At 64.5% G+C, this 14874-nt stretch carries 11 protein-coding genes; 3 read left to right on the top strand and 8 right to left on the bottom strand.

The window, feature by feature from the left end; genetic code table 11:
* The first annotated feature begins 262 nt into the window (after positions 1–262).
* Together VVD47_RS00825 and cysC are read left to right on the top strand one after the other, a co-directional pair.
* The gene (locus tag VVD47_RS00825) at positions 263–2026 is read left to right on the top strand and encodes a hypothetical protein (protein WP_327601502.1); all 1764 of its coding nucleotides are present in this window, start codon (positions 263–265) and stop codon (positions 2024–2026) included.
* A 77-nt stretch (positions 2027–2103) separates the two neighbouring features.
* Positions 2104–2643 (top strand): adenylyl-sulfate kinase, encoded by a 540-nt coding sequence (gene cysC, locus VVD47_RS00820; RefSeq protein ID WP_327601501.1) that lies wholly within the window; start codon positions 2104–2106, stop codon positions 2641–2643.
* 70 nt (positions 2644–2713) lie between these two features.
* On the opposite strand, the gene VVD47_RS00815 is transcribed toward cysC, so the two are convergent.
* The 6 genes from VVD47_RS00815 to VVD47_RS00790 all read right to left on the bottom strand — a co-directional run bounded on the left by VVD47_RS00815 (position 2714) and on the right by VVD47_RS00790 (position 8538).
* A complete protein-coding gene (locus VVD47_RS00815; RefSeq protein WP_327601500.1) occupies positions 2714–3622 on the bottom strand; it encodes a sulfotransferase domain-containing protein in 909 nt (302 codons plus the stop codon).
* Between the two features lie 115 nt (positions 3623–3737).
* Positions 3738–4304 (bottom strand): YceI family protein, encoded by a 567-nt coding sequence (locus VVD47_RS00810; RefSeq protein WP_327601499.1) that lies wholly within the window; start codon positions 4302–4304, stop codon positions 3738–3740.
* 63 nt (positions 4305–4367) lie between these two features.
* Positions 4368–4949 carry a YceI family protein gene (locus VVD47_RS00805; RefSeq protein WP_327601498.1) on the bottom strand — a complete coding sequence of 194 codons (582 nt, stop codon included), beginning with the start codon at positions 4947–4949 and terminating at the stop codon, positions 4368–4370.
* Positions 4946–5506: a cytochrome b gene (locus VVD47_RS00800; protein ID WP_327601497.1), complete on the bottom strand. Its 561-nt coding sequence runs from the start codon at positions 5504–5506 to the stop codon at positions 4946–4948. Before VVD47_RS00800 ends, VVD47_RS00805 begins: the two co-directional genes overlap by 4 nt.
* An 8-nt stretch (positions 5507–5514) precedes the next feature.
* On the bottom strand, positions 5515–7299 hold the full coding sequence (locus VVD47_RS00795; RefSeq protein ID WP_327601496.1) for an ABC transporter ATP-binding protein: 1785 nt from the start codon (positions 7297–7299) through the stop codon (positions 5515–5517).
* Between the two features lie 81 nt (positions 7300–7380).
* Positions 7381–8538, bottom strand: a complete 1158-nt coding sequence (locus tag VVD47_RS00790) for a hypothetical protein (RefSeq protein WP_327601495.1) — start codon at positions 8536–8538, stop codon at positions 7381–7383.
* Between the two features lie 345 nt (positions 8539–8883).
* On the opposite strand from VVD47_RS00790, the gene VVD47_RS00785 reads away from it, so the two are divergent.
* Positions 8884–10065: an acyl-CoA dehydrogenase family protein gene (locus VVD47_RS00785; RefSeq protein ID WP_327601494.1), complete on the top strand. Its 1182-nt coding sequence runs from the start codon at positions 8884–8886 to the stop codon at positions 10063–10065.
* 24 nt (positions 10066–10089) lie between these two features.
* Here the strand turns inward: VVD47_RS00785 and VVD47_RS00780 are convergent, their stop codons facing one another.
* Positions 10090–11712, bottom strand: a complete 1623-nt coding sequence (locus VVD47_RS00780; protein WP_327601493.1) for an NAD(P)/FAD-dependent oxidoreductase — start codon at positions 11710–11712, stop codon at positions 10090–10092.
* A gap of 103 nt (positions 11713–11815) precedes the next feature.
* Positions 11816–14770 carry a putative bifunctional diguanylate cyclase/phosphodiesterase gene (locus VVD47_RS00775; protein ID WP_327601492.1) on the bottom strand — a complete coding sequence of 985 codons (2955 nt, stop codon included), beginning with the start codon at positions 14768–14770 and terminating at the stop codon, positions 11816–11818.
* Between the last annotated feature and the right edge of the window lie 104 nt (positions 14771–14874).

Genomic DNA, 14874 nt, shown 5'->3' with positions numbered 1-14874 from the left:
CCGTCCGGCTGAATGGCGGATTCATCCAGTTCCGGTTGTTTTCCCTTCTTGCCTCTCCTGCATTTCCCGCCTTTTCACCGCGTGGATTTTCTTCCCACGCTGCGGCGCATGCCCAGCCGCCGGCGCGAATCAGCAGTCTTCACTGTGCAGCACCCTTCGCAGCATCCTCGTCCGGCTTCAGCACGGCACGAAGCAGTGCCGGCCATTCTTCGCCGATGGCTCGCTGTGGCTTCTTCCAATAATCAAAGACGGCCAGCACACCATGCCCATTACAAGTAGAAGCAAGACTGTTCCCGCCTCGCTGCAATCCTCGTTCCTGACCCTCGCAACCCTGCTGGTCCTGGCCGGTTGCGGCGCCGGCTCCGACCAGAACGGCAGTTCCGCGCAAGCCGGCCCCTCCGCCGCCACCGAAGACGGTCGCGCACAGATCGCCTCGGTGCCTGATGCCAACGGCAATTACCCGGACTGGCGCGGGCTCTACCCTGACGCCAACGGTCGCTACCCCGACTGGCGCGGCTACTACCCGGACGCCCAGGGCCGCTACCCGGACTACAACGGCCTCTACCCCGATACCGCGGGCCGCTACCCCGATTACCGCGGCCTGTACCCGGATGAACAGGGACGCTATGCCGACTGGCGCGGCTTCTATCCGGATGCCAGCGGCCAGTACCCGACTGACGCGCAAGCCAGCGTCATCAAGAACGAGTTCGGCTGGGCACGCAACTACAGCACGGCCGGCTTCATCGACACCAGCACCAACAACCCCTTCTTCAAGCCTTTCGGCAATGGCCGCAGCTGCGGCACCTGCCACGACCCCGCCGAGGGTTTCACCATCACGCCGAAGGGCCTGCAGGATCGCTTCGCGCGTACCAATGGCGACGATCCGATCTTCCGCCAGGTCGACGGCACCAACTCGCCGAACGCACCGGTCGGGACGCTTGAAGAGAAGCGTGCCGCCTACAGCATGCTGCTCGACAAAGGCGTGATCCGCATCGGCCTGAAGATTCCCGCCAATGCGCAGTTCGAACTGGTGAGCGTGCAGGATCCCTATGGCTACGCCAGCGCCAACGAGCTGTCGCTGTTCCGTCGTGTGCTGCCCAGCACCAACCTGCCCTTCCTCGGCACGGTGATGTGGGACGGCCGCGAGAGCCTGCAACTCGGCCCCAATGCAACGCCTTACTGCCTGACCGGCAACCAGATCTGCTTCGACTTCCCGTTCACGAACAGCCTGAAGACGCAGGCGCAGAACGCGACGACGGGGCACGCGCAGTTCGCACAGGGCCTGAGCGCGGCCGAGCAACAGGCGATCGTGGATTTCGAGACCAAGCTTTTCACCGCGCAGGAATACGACAACAAGGCACAGTTCCTGATGTCGGCCAAGGGCAAGGGCGGTACGAAGGAGCTGTCGAAGGTGGACTACTACTTCGACATCAACGGCTTCCTGGATCCGCGCACCGGACAGCCCGGCAACAAGCTGACCACGATGCAGGTGTTCAGCCAGTGGCTTACCAACCCCGGCAGTGCAGACCCCGCGGTGGCCGCAGCGCGTGCCTCCATCGCACGCGGCGAGAAGATCTTCAACACCAAGACCTTCACGATGGTCGGCGTGGCCGGCACCAACGGCAACACCATCCTCAACGCCACCTGCACCAACTGCCACAAGACGCCTCAGGTCGGCAGCCTGTCGGTGCCCAACCTGTTCAACATCGGTGCCGCCGATCCGGCCTGGAATCCGCGCAACGACCTGCCGCTCTACACCCTGCGCAACACCGTGGTGGGCAGCACCAACTTCGGCAGGATCATCCAGACCTACGATCCGGGCCTGGCGCTGAACACCGGCCGCTGGGGTGACATCGGCAAGGTGAAGGTGCCCAGCATGCGTGGCCTGGCGACGCGTGCGCCGTACTTCCACAACGGCACGCTGAAGACGGTGGAAGACACGACGGACTTCTACATCCGTCGCTTCAACATGGTCATGACGCCGCAGGAAATCGCGGACCTCAACACCTATCTGAAGTCGCTGTAAGAAGCCCCTCCTCCACGGCGGCAGGCATGCCGTCGTGGAGGCCGTGCAACCCGATCCTTCGCATGACCTTTCCCCTCATGAAAACTGATCAAGGCTGTGTGGTGTGGCTGACCGGCATCTCGGGTGCCGGCAAGTCGACGATCGCCGAGGCGATAGCGGGCGCGCTGCGCAACACCGGCAAGCCGGTCTTCCCGGTTGACGGCGACGACCTGCGTGGCGGCCTGTCCAGCGACCTGTCCTTCACGGCCGCAGACCGCCTGGAGAACATGAGGCGCGCAGCGGAGCTTGCACACATGGCGAGCAAGTGCGGCCTGGTCACCGTAGTGTCGCTGATCTCGCCTTCCGCACAGGGCCGTCAGATGGTGCGGGAACTGGTGCGACACGGTCGCTTTGCCCTCGTGTATGTGAAGACGCCGATCGAAGTCGCCGAATCGCGTGACGTCAAAGGCCTGTACAAGAAAGCGCGCGCCGGCCTGATCGCCAACTTCACCGGCATCGGTTCCGACTACGAAGCCCCCGGCAACAGCGAGATCGTCATCGACACCACCACCACCACGCCCGATGCGGCCGCCGCGCTGATCACGACCTACCTGCAGGGCAAGGGCTGGGTCAGCTGACGGTCGCTGCGGTCCACCAATGAAAACGCCCGGCATCGACCGGGCGTTCCTTTTGCGGGCGTGCGAACGGTTACGCCACCATGCCACCGTGCGAGAGCCAGCGGGCACATGCGCTGCCGAGTTCCGCCTCCGCCCGCGCCTCGTACTCCGCGACGTCCTGCGCGGTAAGCGTGTCCGCCCAGCGACCGTTGACCCCTTTGTTGATGAAGGTCTCGGCCCCGCCGGCCAGCCAGTCGCCACCACCGCCGACATGGCGCGCGGCGTGTTGCTTCATCCATTCGAAGGAGCAGTGCCGCAGTATCGTGTCCCACTGCCCGTCCGCCACATCGATCTCCAGGAAATCAGCGATGCGCCGGATCTGTCCCGGCATGTCGCGCTTGAGATCGACGAAGTGCACGAACATCACGTTCGGCAGATGACGAGCCTCCCACCAGCCCCGCACGTTCTCCCAGAACGGCCACCAGGGATAGCCGTCGCCGGCCATCCACTCGCGCCAGTACTGATGGATGTCCGGGGTCGGACGCTCGATCGGCGGACCGACCAGACCCGGCGTCTTGTTCAGGTTGTCGTACCACTGCTGCGTCGCGTTGGCGTGGTGGTTGTACATGCTCCATACGACGTCACGCCCGTCACGCCCGATGTACAGGTACTTCGCTTTCGGCGAGAACACCAATGCGTCGATCGGCAGATGGGTCTTGAGGAAACGCCGATGCGCCTGCGCCTCCATCGCCAGCAGCTTCAGCCCCTTGGCGGGGTAACGCAGATCCAGCCAGGGTGAGCGCTGGGCCACGTCGACATCCGGATCGCCGTCGAAGACCAGTTGCGCAACGATCTGCTGCATCCAGGTCGTGCCGGACTTTGCGTAGGTCGCAATGACGATGTCGTCGTCACGGAAGCGGAAGTCATTCCACACCGTCGAATCGAAATGATGGTTCCTGAACTCCCGCGTCTTCGCGGGCCAGGCAATCTTCTGGTCCATGCCTCACCTCATGTGATGGCCAGCCGGCAAGAGAAGAGCCGGGCCTTGTCGTAACGACAAGGCCCGGCCGGAAGAGTCCGGCGCATGTGCGGCGCGCCGGCAGATCAGCGGTCTGTCAGTCCTTGAATGCCTGTACCGCGAAGGACAGCGCGATGTCGTCGGACACCGCCGGCACCTTGGTCATGCCGAAGTCGGAACGCTTCACCTTGGCGACCGCGTTGGCGCCGATCGACTGGCGTGCCTTCTGCACCGGATGCGGGCCGTTCTGGTAGCTCACGATCGTCAGGGTCACCGGCTTGGTGATGCCCTTGATCGTCAGGTTGCCGTCCACGGCGACCAGCTTGTCACCATCGAACTTGAGCCCGGTCGACTTGAAGCTGATGGTGGGGTATTGCGCAGCGTCGAAGAAGTCGGCGCCCTGCAGATGACCGTTGAACACGGCATAGCCGGTGTTGACGGACTTGGCGTCGATGTTCACCTCGACCGAACCGGTCTTCGCCGCACTGTCGAGCTGGATCTTTCCGCTCATCTGGTCAAAGCGGTGGAGCTGATTGGTCCAGTTCAGATGGTTGTACTCGAAACGTGCCGCGCTATGCGTCGGATCGATCGAGTAGCTTTCGACAGACGCCAGTGCGGCGCCAGTGCTCAAACCGAGAACCAGACCAACGAAGATTGCTTTCATGCCGAGACTCCTCCTGGGGTTTTATGGGTACTGATGGGTACTGCCTGTCGGGGACTTGCTGATCTACTGCCTGACACTCCCGCCAGCGCTGGCCAGCAGGCGAAACCGTATCTGCACGTCATGCGCCACCGTGCCGGGGTCGGTCCACACACCCTCGCCGATACCGAAGTCCGTGCGCTTGATGACGAAACTGCCTTCCAGGACGGCTTGCTGGCCTTCCTCGCGAAGCGTCGCCCGCGTGCTTACATCCTGGGTCTTGCCCTTGATGGTCAGCTTGCCCGTCACGTCGAAGAGCTTCGGCCCGGCCGACTTGATCGTCGTCGACACGAACTGGGCACGCGGATGCGCCTTGGCGTTGAACCACTGGGCGCCGCGCACCTCGTCATCGCCTTCGGCCGAGCCGGTATCGATGCTGGCGACCTCGACATCGAAGCGCGCGCTGCCGCTGGCGGGGTTGGCCGGGTCCAGCTTCAACTGGCTGGTAAAGCGCTTGAAGCTTCCTTCGGTGGGCGCATTCATCTGCTTGTAGACGAAGGTGATGCGACTGCGCTCGGGCTCGATCCTCGTGTACTCGACCGCCTGCAGCGGAACGGCAAGGGCAGCACCCAGCACCGCAAGTAAGACGGTAAAACGCGCATTCTTCATGACGGAGCATCCTGTCGAGGCTTGAGGAACGGGAGCATCCGCGCCAGTACGTCGTCGCGGTCTACCAGGTGATGTTTGAATGCCGCGAAACTGTGCACCACGACGATGACCGCCATGATGCAGTTCAGCGTGAAGTGGACCCGCAGCAACTGGTCGCCCAGGTCACGGTCACGGGGCAGAAGATCGGGCAAGGGCCACATGCCGAGGTAGACGGTGGGCACGCCCTTGGCCGAGCTCATCAACCAGCCAGAGACCGGCACCGCAAACATCAGCACGTAGAGCACTCGGTGGCTCCACGCGGACACGGTGGATTGCCAGGCAGGCATGTCAGCAGGACTTGCGGGCGCGGCATGGGTGAGCCGCCAGGCCAGGCGCAGCAATGCCAGCAGGAAGATCGTCACCCCCAGCCACTTGTGCCAGGAGTAGTACTGCAGCTTGACCGGCGAGAACGGCAGGCCGGTCATGTAGAGGCCAAGCGCGAAGCCGGCAGCGATCCCCAGGCCGATGATCCAGTGCAGGCCGATGGCGACCGGATGGTAGGGCGCGGTGCGGGGCATCGACCGGCTCATACCGTCTGCAGGTCGAGCATGCCGGCGAAATGGCCCCGTTCGTGGATCGCGAGATCCTGGTAGCGCCCTTCCTCGACGATGCGCCCCTGCTCCATCACGATGATCCGATCGGCCCCCATCAGCGTACGGATGCGATGCGCCACGATGATCAGCGTCGTCTCATCGCCGATCTCCGCCATCAGGCGGCTCATGACCGACTGCTCGGTCATCGCGTCCAGCGCGGACGTGGCTTCATCGAGCAGCAGCAACGAGGGGCTGCGGCACAACGCGCGCGCAATGCCGACGCGCTGCCGTTGTCCGCCCGACAAGGCGTAGCCGCGTTCGCCGACCAGCGTGTCCAGCCCGTTGGGGAGCTGCGCGACCACCTCGTCCAGGCAGGCGATATGGCAGGCACGCCGGAACAACTCCGGATCGACTTCACGCATCACGGTGATGTTGTCGCGCAGGGACAGGCCGAACAACTCCGTCTCCTGCAGCACCACCGACACGTGCGAGGTCAGTGAATCGTGCTCGATATCGTCAAGCGACACCCCGCCGATCTCCAGCTTGCCGCGGTCCGCCCGGTACAGGCCCAGCAGCAGTTTCACCAGCGTCGACTTGCCTGATCCGGACCGCCCCGCCACGCCCAGCTTCTCACCGCGCTTCACCTGCAGGTCAAAGCCATCGAGCACCGCCCGGCCTTCGTAGGCGAAGCCCAGCTGCCGGAAGCGGATGTCCTGCCATTGCCGCGGGAAGGCCTGCGCACCACGCGCCGCCTCGTCCCCCTTTGCGAAGAGCGGCATCATCCGCGACAGGTCGGCGAATCGCTCCACCAGCACCTGGAAGCGGTCGGTGAAGGTCATCGCCGACATGCGCATGGAATTGAAGTACTGCGAATAGGTCAGCACCAGGCCGACCCCGAGCTTTCCGCTCATGACCGCATACGCGATGCCAGCGAGGAAGACCACCCAGGCCAGGCTGTTGTGCACCTGGAAACCGATCCACTTCATGTTGGACAGGCGGATGCGCTCGTGCCCCAGTTGCCGGGCCACCTCCTCGCGCTGCTGCACGCGGCTCGCCATGCTTTCGCCAGCCCCCATCGCCTTGACGGCCAGGATGTTCGACGCGGACTCCACGAACACACCGCTGGCATTCTCGGTCGACGCGTTGATGCGCTGGCTGACGCGCGCGATGGCGCGGTCGAAGTAGTACTCCAGCCCCGCCAGACCCGCGATGTACACCACGAAGAACAGGATGCACGCAGGGTGCAGCACCATGCAGGCAACCAGCGTGCCGACGAACGCGACCAGGGGCGGCACCACGTCGTTGTGCAACAGCGTCCAGTCGCGCACGGCATCGGCACCGGTCTGCACACGTTGCGCCTTGTTGCCGGTGCTCTCGCGCTGGTGCCAGCCCAGCGACAGGCTCATCAGCCGCTCGAAGCCCCAGAGTCGCGCCCGGTATCGCGAATTCAACGCGAACTGCCCGAGCTTGCGACGGCTGCGCAGGCGGATGATCGCGTTCACCGCGTTGCTGATCCCCAGTCCGCCGATCATCCACACCAGCGGCAACAGGCTGTCTCCAGTCCGGTAGCCGATGAGGAAATCCACCATCAGGCCGATGAGCAACGGCGGCACCAGTTCGTAGGCCTGGCCCAGCGTGAAGATCCCGAGGTGGAGCAGATAGCGGCGACGATCCTCCGCGAGGAAGAACCAGATGGCCGGAAACAGGGCCTGCAGACCGAACGCCTTATTCGTGTCCCATGCCGGCACTGCTGCTCGCCCGCCGTTACTGGTGTGCATTGCGATGTGTGTGTGAATCCTGTCCGGATTGACCTGCTTGTCGGCGCGACGGAAAGCAGCGCCTCTTATTCGATGCCCGTTTCACGCTGCAGGGCTGGTGGATGCCGCTTCCAGTATTTCCAGTACGCGCCGCAGGATTGGCACTTCCGCTGCCCGCGCCTGCTCCAGATAGCGCGGCACTTCGACCAGATGACCCCGATCCGGCGGCAACAGGCCGCGCGCGCACATCACCACCCGGCTGCGCGCCTGCTCGCACAGGGACTGCACGCGGCCATATTCGGCAATCAGGCTGTCCGGCAGGTCATAGTCTTGTCGCTGCAACCACTTGAGACGATCCAGCATGCATTTCTTGTGCTCCCACAGCACATGAAAACCGCGGAAATCGACCCCGAGGACCTCGCCAGCCTGGCGACGGACGGCAATGCGCTGGATGAACTCGGCCAGGAACGAATAGCAATCCACGCCGTAGCGGAAGGAATCGCCCTGTTGTCCGCTGCCGTGCAGGTCCGGACTGAGGAGGGTGTTTTTCCCGCCAAGATAGTCCCGCAGCAGATGGATGAGCCGTAAGGGGTCGAACCCGGGTGCCGGAAAAACGTCCTGCCGCGGCTTGAATAGCCGTGTTTTTTCGAACTGCTGCGGCTGCACGGATGCAAAGGCGTCGTCGAATTCCTCGAACGTGCAGATCAACCGGCTGTACTGGCTTTTCTTGTCGAACCCTGCAATGTGCAATCGCCGCTCTTCCTCCTGGCAATCGAAAACCAGCAGGCGATGGCGGAAATGAAGATTGCCTCCGTTGTAGAGCACTGGAATGTAGTACTCGTCGACAAAGGTTTCGACGCAATACCCCTGCTCCAGCCGTTCGACCACGCGTTCCGACGGCGATCCGTATCCGCCGAGGAAGCTCTGCTTGTCGAAGCCGGGAGCATCCGCCAGCCAGGGGTTGAAACGCGACGTTCCTTCGGTGAAATGGAGTTCACCTTTGGGCATGCTGCTGTATTTGAGGAAATCGCCAAGTTCGAGCTGGCGGGAATCGCATTGAAGCTGGACGAAATTCCCGAAAAACCACGGCCAGGCAGGAACGCTCGCGAATGTGACAGCAAGGTGATAGCTGTACATCATGTAACCGCGAATGGGTGAATCCACCAGCGGAATTTTGACGCGCGGCTTCGCCGGCAACGGAATGCGAATCGACGGTAAAGACGGTAAATCCTGCGATGCGGTACGCGGATTGATGGTCACAGCCCTGTCCCCAGAAACGTTGGATCGGCGCAGATCCAACAGAAACCGTCGAAACAATAAAATCAATTGAATACAACAGTCGCGCCAGCGATTTGTTTTTATTTATTGGCTATTGACGCAGCGCGGACGGGAGGCTACAACCTCGGCGGCCGTGAAGCAAGCTGCCAATCGAACGGAATAATCCGGCGCGCTCCCGGCAATAAGCCTTCATTAATCGCCGGTTATACGTATTACCGCTTTGGAAACCCTTGTTTCTCGGCAGACGGCAACAAGACTGTCATTTTCCGGGATATCGAAATCAGATCCGACAGATGGATCGTCAATGCAGGATCGGGAGGAAACCGCATGTCGCAGAACTCATATCCGTCAGAAATACCGCTCGCGGACAGGCAGCTTGAAGCTGCCGACATCCTTGCCAATATCCGCGCGCTGCGCCCGAGCCTGCAGGCACGCGGTGGCGAAATAGAGGAGTTGCGCCGGATTCCGGAAGACGTGCTGGAAGCCGTGCGCCAGACCGGCGCGTTCCGGATGATGATGCCCCGCGCCTGGGGTGGCCCCGAGATGAACCCCATGCAGCTCAACGAGGCACTGGAGGAACTTGCGGTCGGCAATGCCGCCGTTGCCTGGTGCGTGATGATCCAGATCGACAGCGGCCAGTACAGCGGACTGCTCGATCCGAAGGTCGCTCGCAGGATTTTCCCGCGCCTGGATGCCACGACGTCCAACGTCATCCGCGCCGCCGGTCGCGCGCAGAAGGTGGAAGGCGGCTACCTCGTCAACGGCCGCTGGCCTTTCGCCAGTGGTTGCCAGCATGCCGAGTGGTTTGCCGGCGGTTGCCACGTCTTCGAGGCAGACGGTAGCGGCCCCGTCACCGGCGAAGACGGCCGTCCGCTGCATCGCATGGTCATCGCGAAGCGGGACGAATTCATCATCCACGACACCTGGCACACCACGGGCTTGCGTGGCACGGGCAGCAACGACATCGAGGCGAAGGATCTTTTCGTCCCGGCGGACCACATGTTCGGCTTCGACGCCCAGTCGCACGCGGGTGCGCTCTACCAGTGGCCGGCGATCCTGGTCGCCAAGATGCCGGGCGTCGTCCTCGGCATTGCCCGCAGCGCGATCGAACTGGTCACGCTCTACATGCGCAGCAAGAAGATGAAGTCGGAATACGTCGCGCTCGCCGTCGCCGACGCGCAGACCCAGTACGCCTCCTCGCGGGCCTACGTGTACAGCACGCTGGAGACGCTATGGGCGCGCCTGCAGGCCGGCCAGCAACCGACGGAGCAGGAACGCATCGCCATCTACCTGGCCCGTGCCAATGCCTTCCAGTCGGCCCGCCAGGCCGTACAGATCCTCTTCGATGCCTTCGGCGGGCCGGCCGTCTACAGCAAGAAGACACCGCTGGAGCGACACCTGCGCGATCTCACCACGGCCTGCCAGCACACCTTCGGCCAGCGCCGCGCGCAGCTTGCTGCCGGCGAGATGATGCTGGGCACGCTGGAAGAGCCGGTCCTCTTCCTCTGAGCCGCTGTTATGGCCCAGCCTGCACTAGCCCAGCAGGCTGAGCGCAACGGCCTCCGCCACTTCGATGCCATCGACACCGGCAGACAGAATGCCGCCCGCATAGCCGGCACCCTCTCCCGCCGGAAAGAGGCCGCGGGTATTGAGGCTCTGGTATTGCTCGTTGCGCTTGATGCGCAGCGGTGACGAGGTGCGGGTCTCGACGCCGGTCATGATCGCGTCGTCCATGTCGAAGCCCCTGATCTGACGGCCGAAGGCCGGCAGGGATTCGCGGATGGTCTGCACCACGAAGTCCGGCAGGCACAGGCTGAGGTCGGTGGGCGTGACACCCGGCTTGTACGACGGCACCACCGCGCCAAGCTCGGTCGATGGACGACCGGCGAGGAAATCGCCGACGCGCTGGGCCGGGGCGGCGTAGTTGCCACCGCCTGCCTCGTAGGCCTTCGACTCCCAGTGACGCTGGAACTCGATGCCCGCCAGCGGATGCCCGGGGTAGTCCTGCTCCGGCGTGATGCCCACCACGATGCCGCTGTTGGCATTGCGCTCGTTGCGCGAGTACTGGCTCATGCCATTGGTGACGACGCGGTTCGGCTCGGAGGTGGCGGCCACCACCGTGCCACCGGGACACATGCAGAAGCTGTAGGCGGCGCGGCCATTGCTGGCGTGGTGCACCAGCTTGTAGTCGGCGGCCCCCAGCAAGGGATGGCCGGCGTTGGCGCCGAAGCGCGCGCGGTCGATCAGCGACTGCGGATGTTCGATGCGCACACCGATGGAGAACGGTTTCGCCTCGATGTACACGCCCTTGGCGTGCAGCATCTCGAAGGTGTCGCGCGCGCTGTGGCCGATAGCCAGCACGACGTGATCGGTCTCGATGTACTCGCCGCCGATCAGGCGCACGCCCCGCACTTGTCCCGCCCCCTGCCCGACGCCATCGCGCACGATGTCGATCTCTTCCACCCGGCTGCTGAAGCGGATCTCTCCGCCCAGCGCGATGATGTCGGCGCGCATTTCCTCCACCATGCCGACCAGCTTGAAGGTGCCGATGTGCGGCTTGCTGACGTAGAGGATTTCCTCCGGCGCGCCGGCCTTCACGAACTCGGTGAGCACCTTGCGGCCAAGGTATCGCGGGTCCTTGATCTGGCTGTAGAGCTTGCCGTCGGAGAAGGTACCCGCCCCGCCTTCGCCGAACTGCACGTTGGAGTCGGGGTTCAGCGTGGATTTTCGCCACAGCCCCCAGGTGTCCTGGGTGCGCTCGCGCACGGCCTTGCCACGCTCCAGCACGATGGGGCGGAAGCCCATCTGCGCCAGCAGCAGCGCCGCGAAGATGCCGCAGGGGCCGAAGCCGATCACCACGGGTCGCTTGCTGAAGCCCGCCGGCGCCTGGGCGACGAACTTGTAGCCCGTGTCCGGGGCGACCGTCACATGGCGGTCACCCGCAAGCCGCTTGAGCACCGCGGCCTCGTCCTTCAGCGTGACGTCCAGCGTGTAGGTGAGGATGATCGCGGACGGTTTGCGTGCGTCGTAGCCGCGACGGAAGACCGTGAAACCCAGCAGGTCCTGCGCCGGGACGCCCAGGCGTTTGAGGATGGCTGCCGGCAAGGCATCTTCGGGGTGATCGAGCGGGAGACGTACTTCGGTCAGTCGCAGCATGCGCGAAGGCACGCGCCAAGGCGCGGCGGGAACATCGGAAAGGGCGCCATTCTACCGGGTTGGCGGGGGCGCTCCGGAGGAGGCTTGGCTTTACGAAGGCAAGCTAGGCAACGATCTGCAGACGCCCGTCGTTCGGCTTGTGGAAATCGCGGTACCAGGACACGAAGGCGCGTGCCGGCACCGGGCGGCAGTAGTGATAGCCCTGGGCAAGATGGCAACCCAGCTTGGCCAGCATGCCCAGCACGGCGCGGTTCTCCACCCCCTCGGCGATCATCTGCAGCTTGAGCGAGCGGCCCAGCGACACGATGGCCTCGACGATCGCGCGATCGGCCATGTCGGTTTCCAGGTTGCGCACGAAGGACGAGTCGATCTTCAGCTTCTGGATCGGCAGGCGCTTGAGGTAACCGAGGCTGGAGTAGCCGGTGCCGAAATCGTCGATGGACAAGGCGATGCCGAGCTCCTTCAGCGCCGCCAGCGTGTCGGCGGTGTGGTCGGCCTCGTGCATCACCACGCTTTCGGTCAGCTCCAGTTCGAGTTCCTTCGGCGACACGCCGTAGAGCTGCAAGGCTTCCTGCACGCGCAACCGGAAGTCCGGCTGGCGGAACTGCAGCGCGGAGACGTTCACCGCGATCGGGAAGGGCATGATGCCCTCCCGCGTCCATTCCGCACGCTGACGGCAGGCCTCGCGCAGCACCCAGCTGCCGATCTGCAGGATCAGCCCGCTCTCCTCCGCCACCGGGATGAACTTGGCTGGCGACACGCCGCCGAAGCGCTCGCTGTTCCAGCGGATCAGCGCCTCGGCGCCCACCAGCTTGCGGGTGATGATGTCGATCTGCGGCTGGTAGTACAGCTCGAACTCGTCGCGGTCCACCGCCAGGCGCAGGGCATGCTCCAGCGACAGGTTCTCGGCCGCCTCCTCGTTCATGTCCGGGCGATACACCTGGTAGTTGTTCCGCCCCTGGGCCTTGGCGTGGTACATGGCCACGTCGGCGGTGCGGATCAGCATCTCCGCATCGCTGGCGTCGCCGGGGTACAGGCTGAGGCCGATGCTGGGCGTGATGGACAGGTCGTGCTCGCCCACGCGCGCCGCCGGCGCCAGCGAGGCCAGGATGTGCTCCGCCACCAGCTCGGCGTCCTGCTGGCGGCGCACCTTGTGCAGCACCACGATGAATTCGTCGCCGCCCACCCGGCACACCGTGTCGGCACCGCGCACGGCCCGGCGCAGGCGCTCCGCGACGGCCTGCAGCAAGCCGTCGCCGACGGCGTGGCCGAGGCTGTCGTTGATGTTCTTGAAGCGGTCCAGGTCGATGAACAGCAGCGCCACGCAGTGGTTGTCGCGGTTGGCCTGCGACATGGCGACGTTGAGACGGTCGTTCAGCAGCACACGGTTGGGCAGACCGGTCAGGGAGTCGTGGTGCGCCAGGTAATGGATGCGCTCTTCCTGCGCCTTGCGCTCCGAGATGTCGTTGAAGATGCCGACGATGTTGGCGATCTCGCCCCCCTGCTCGCCGCCCTGCCCCTTCTCGCTGCGGATCGCGGTCATCGCCAGCCACTGCGGGTACGCGGTGCCGTCGGCACGGGCATCCCACACTTCGCCCGACCAGTAGCCGGCGCTGCGCAGCGTGCTCCACAACTCGTCGTAGAAGGCCTCGTCGTGCAGGCCCGCATCCAGGAAGGGCGGATGCTGGCCGACAATGTCCTCCGCCTTGCGGCCGGAGATTTCGCAGAACGCCTTGTTGACGAACAGCACCTTGCCGGCCGGATCGGTGATGAACACCGCATCGCCGATCTTGGCGAACACCGCCTGCCACAACGAGGACTCGCGCTCGCGCTGCTGCAGGGACAGCGCGAGGTCGCGGAAGGCATTGTTAAGGTGGCCGATCTCGTCGGCATCGTCGAAGTCCAGCCGGACCTTGTCGTAATCGCCGGCCTCCATCGCGCGCACGGCCTTCGACAACGACGCCACCGGCTGGATGATCTCGACCCGCGCCAGCCACAGGCCGATGGGCAACACCACCAGGCCGGACAACACGAAGGCGAGCAACACGTCGGCCATCGCCGAACGGGCCTGCGCACGCTGGGAATCCTTGCTGATCGACAACGCCAGGAACAAGGGCGCGCCCTTTTCCACCGGCAGTTGCATAACCCGCCCCGCGCGCTCCGCGGTGTCGTAGCGGCCAGCGTCGCTGGCAAAGCGGCCGGCGTTGCGGTCGGACAGCAGCGGCGCATCCGCCAGCACGTCGGGCGGCGGCGCACGATCCAGCGCGCCAGCCAGGCTACCGTCCGGCATGACCCAGCCGATCTCGATCTCGCCGTCCAACAGGCGCGGCAGGTTGCGCTCGAAGACATGGCCGAGGAAGAGCGCGATATGGCCGACGCGCCGCGTGCCACGTTCGCTGGTCACTTCCACCGGAATGGACACGGCGAGGACGGGCTCCCCGCCGATCACGCGCCACACCGCGCCCTCGTTGCCGGAGGGCAGGCCGACATCCTCGCGACGGATCGCCTCGGCGGCCTGGCCGGGCACCTGGTAGGTCTGGTTGCTCTGCTCCTGCGCGGAAGCGGACTGCTCCGGATCGCGCAGGGCGAAGGAGCCGATCTGCGGGCGCTGGCCGCGCCCGTCGAAGTAGGAAAGCGGCTGACCGTCGCGGTCGTACGCCACCACCAGGGCACGCGCCGCCGGCCCCACGCGCGCGAGGCGGATGGTGATCGCACGCTGGTGTGCCCGCAACAGGATCATGGGCTCGTGGTTGTCGTATCCACCGGCCACGCTGTCCAGCCGCAACACCACGTTCGGATCGGACGACAGCGAGTTGAGCAGGCGGCGGGATTCGTCCAGCCGCGTGGCGTAGGTCATCGCCAGGCCTTCGCGCACCCGGTCGAAGCCCTGGTCCACAAGCTGGCTATGGCCGCTGCTCACTTGCCGCACGATCAGCACGCCGGCCACGCCAACGGTCAACGCCATGGACAGGATCAGCAGCAGGATGAGCTTCGCCCGCAGGGTATGGATGCCCACGCGGTGAAGCTGCCGGTCGATGCGCTCTGCCAGACGTTGCATAACGGGTTTGGTTCGATGACCGTCCAGATGGGCCTGTAGTGGGTGTTCTCGTCGTTGCCGGTAGTTCCGGCGCGCACCCAGCCACTGATACGAAAGTATCAAGT

Origin of the sequence: Uliginosibacterium sp. H1 (genome assembly GCF_036017065.1) — a bacterium.
GTDB lineage: Bacteria > Pseudomonadota > Gammaproteobacteria > Burkholderiales > Rhodocyclaceae > Uliginosibacterium.
Note: the sequence above shows the minus strand (reverse complement) of the source record. Positions and strands in the feature narration are given on the sequence as shown.

What these genes read in the sequence shown, in the direction of transcription:
- VVD47_RS00780 (WP_327601493.1), bottom strand. Translation starts at nt 11,712, where the DNA reads ATGCTGCGACTGACCGAAGTACGTCTCCCGCTCGATCACCCCGAAGAT.
- VVD47_RS00810 (WP_327601499.1), bottom strand. Translation starts at nt 4,304, where the DNA reads ATGAAAGCAATCTTCGTTGGTCTGGTTCTCGGTTTGAGCACTGGCGCC.
- cysC (WP_327601501.1), top strand. Translation starts at nt 2,104, where the DNA reads ATGAAAACTGATCAAGGCTGTGTGGTGTGGCTGACCGGCATCTCGGGT.
- VVD47_RS00800 (WP_327601497.1), bottom strand. Translation starts at nt 5,506, where the DNA reads ATGCCCCGCACCGCGCCCTACCATCCGGTCGCCATCGGCCTGCACTGG.
- VVD47_RS00785 (WP_327601494.1), top strand. Translation starts at nt 8,884, where the DNA reads ATGTCGCAGAACTCATATCCGTCAGAAATACCGCTCGCGGACAGGCAG.
- VVD47_RS00805 (WP_327601498.1), bottom strand. Translation starts at nt 4,949, where the DNA reads ATGAAGAATGCGCGTTTTACCGTCTTACTTGCGGTGCTGGGTGCTGCC.
- VVD47_RS00825 (WP_327601502.1), top strand. Translation starts at nt 263, where the DNA reads ATGCCCATTACAAGTAGAAGCAAGACTGTTCCCGCCTCGCTGCAATCC.
- VVD47_RS00795 (WP_327601496.1), bottom strand. Translation starts at nt 7,299, where the DNA reads ATGCACACCAGTAACGGCGGGCGAGCAGCAGTGCCGGCATGGGACACG.
- VVD47_RS00815 (WP_327601500.1), bottom strand. Translation starts at nt 3,622, where the DNA reads ATGGACCAGAAGATTGCCTGGCCCGCGAAGACGCGGGAGTTCAGGAAC.
- VVD47_RS00775 (WP_327601492.1), bottom strand. Translation starts at nt 14,770, where the DNA reads ATGCAACGTCTGGCAGAGCGCATCGACCGGCAGCTTCACCGCGTGGGC.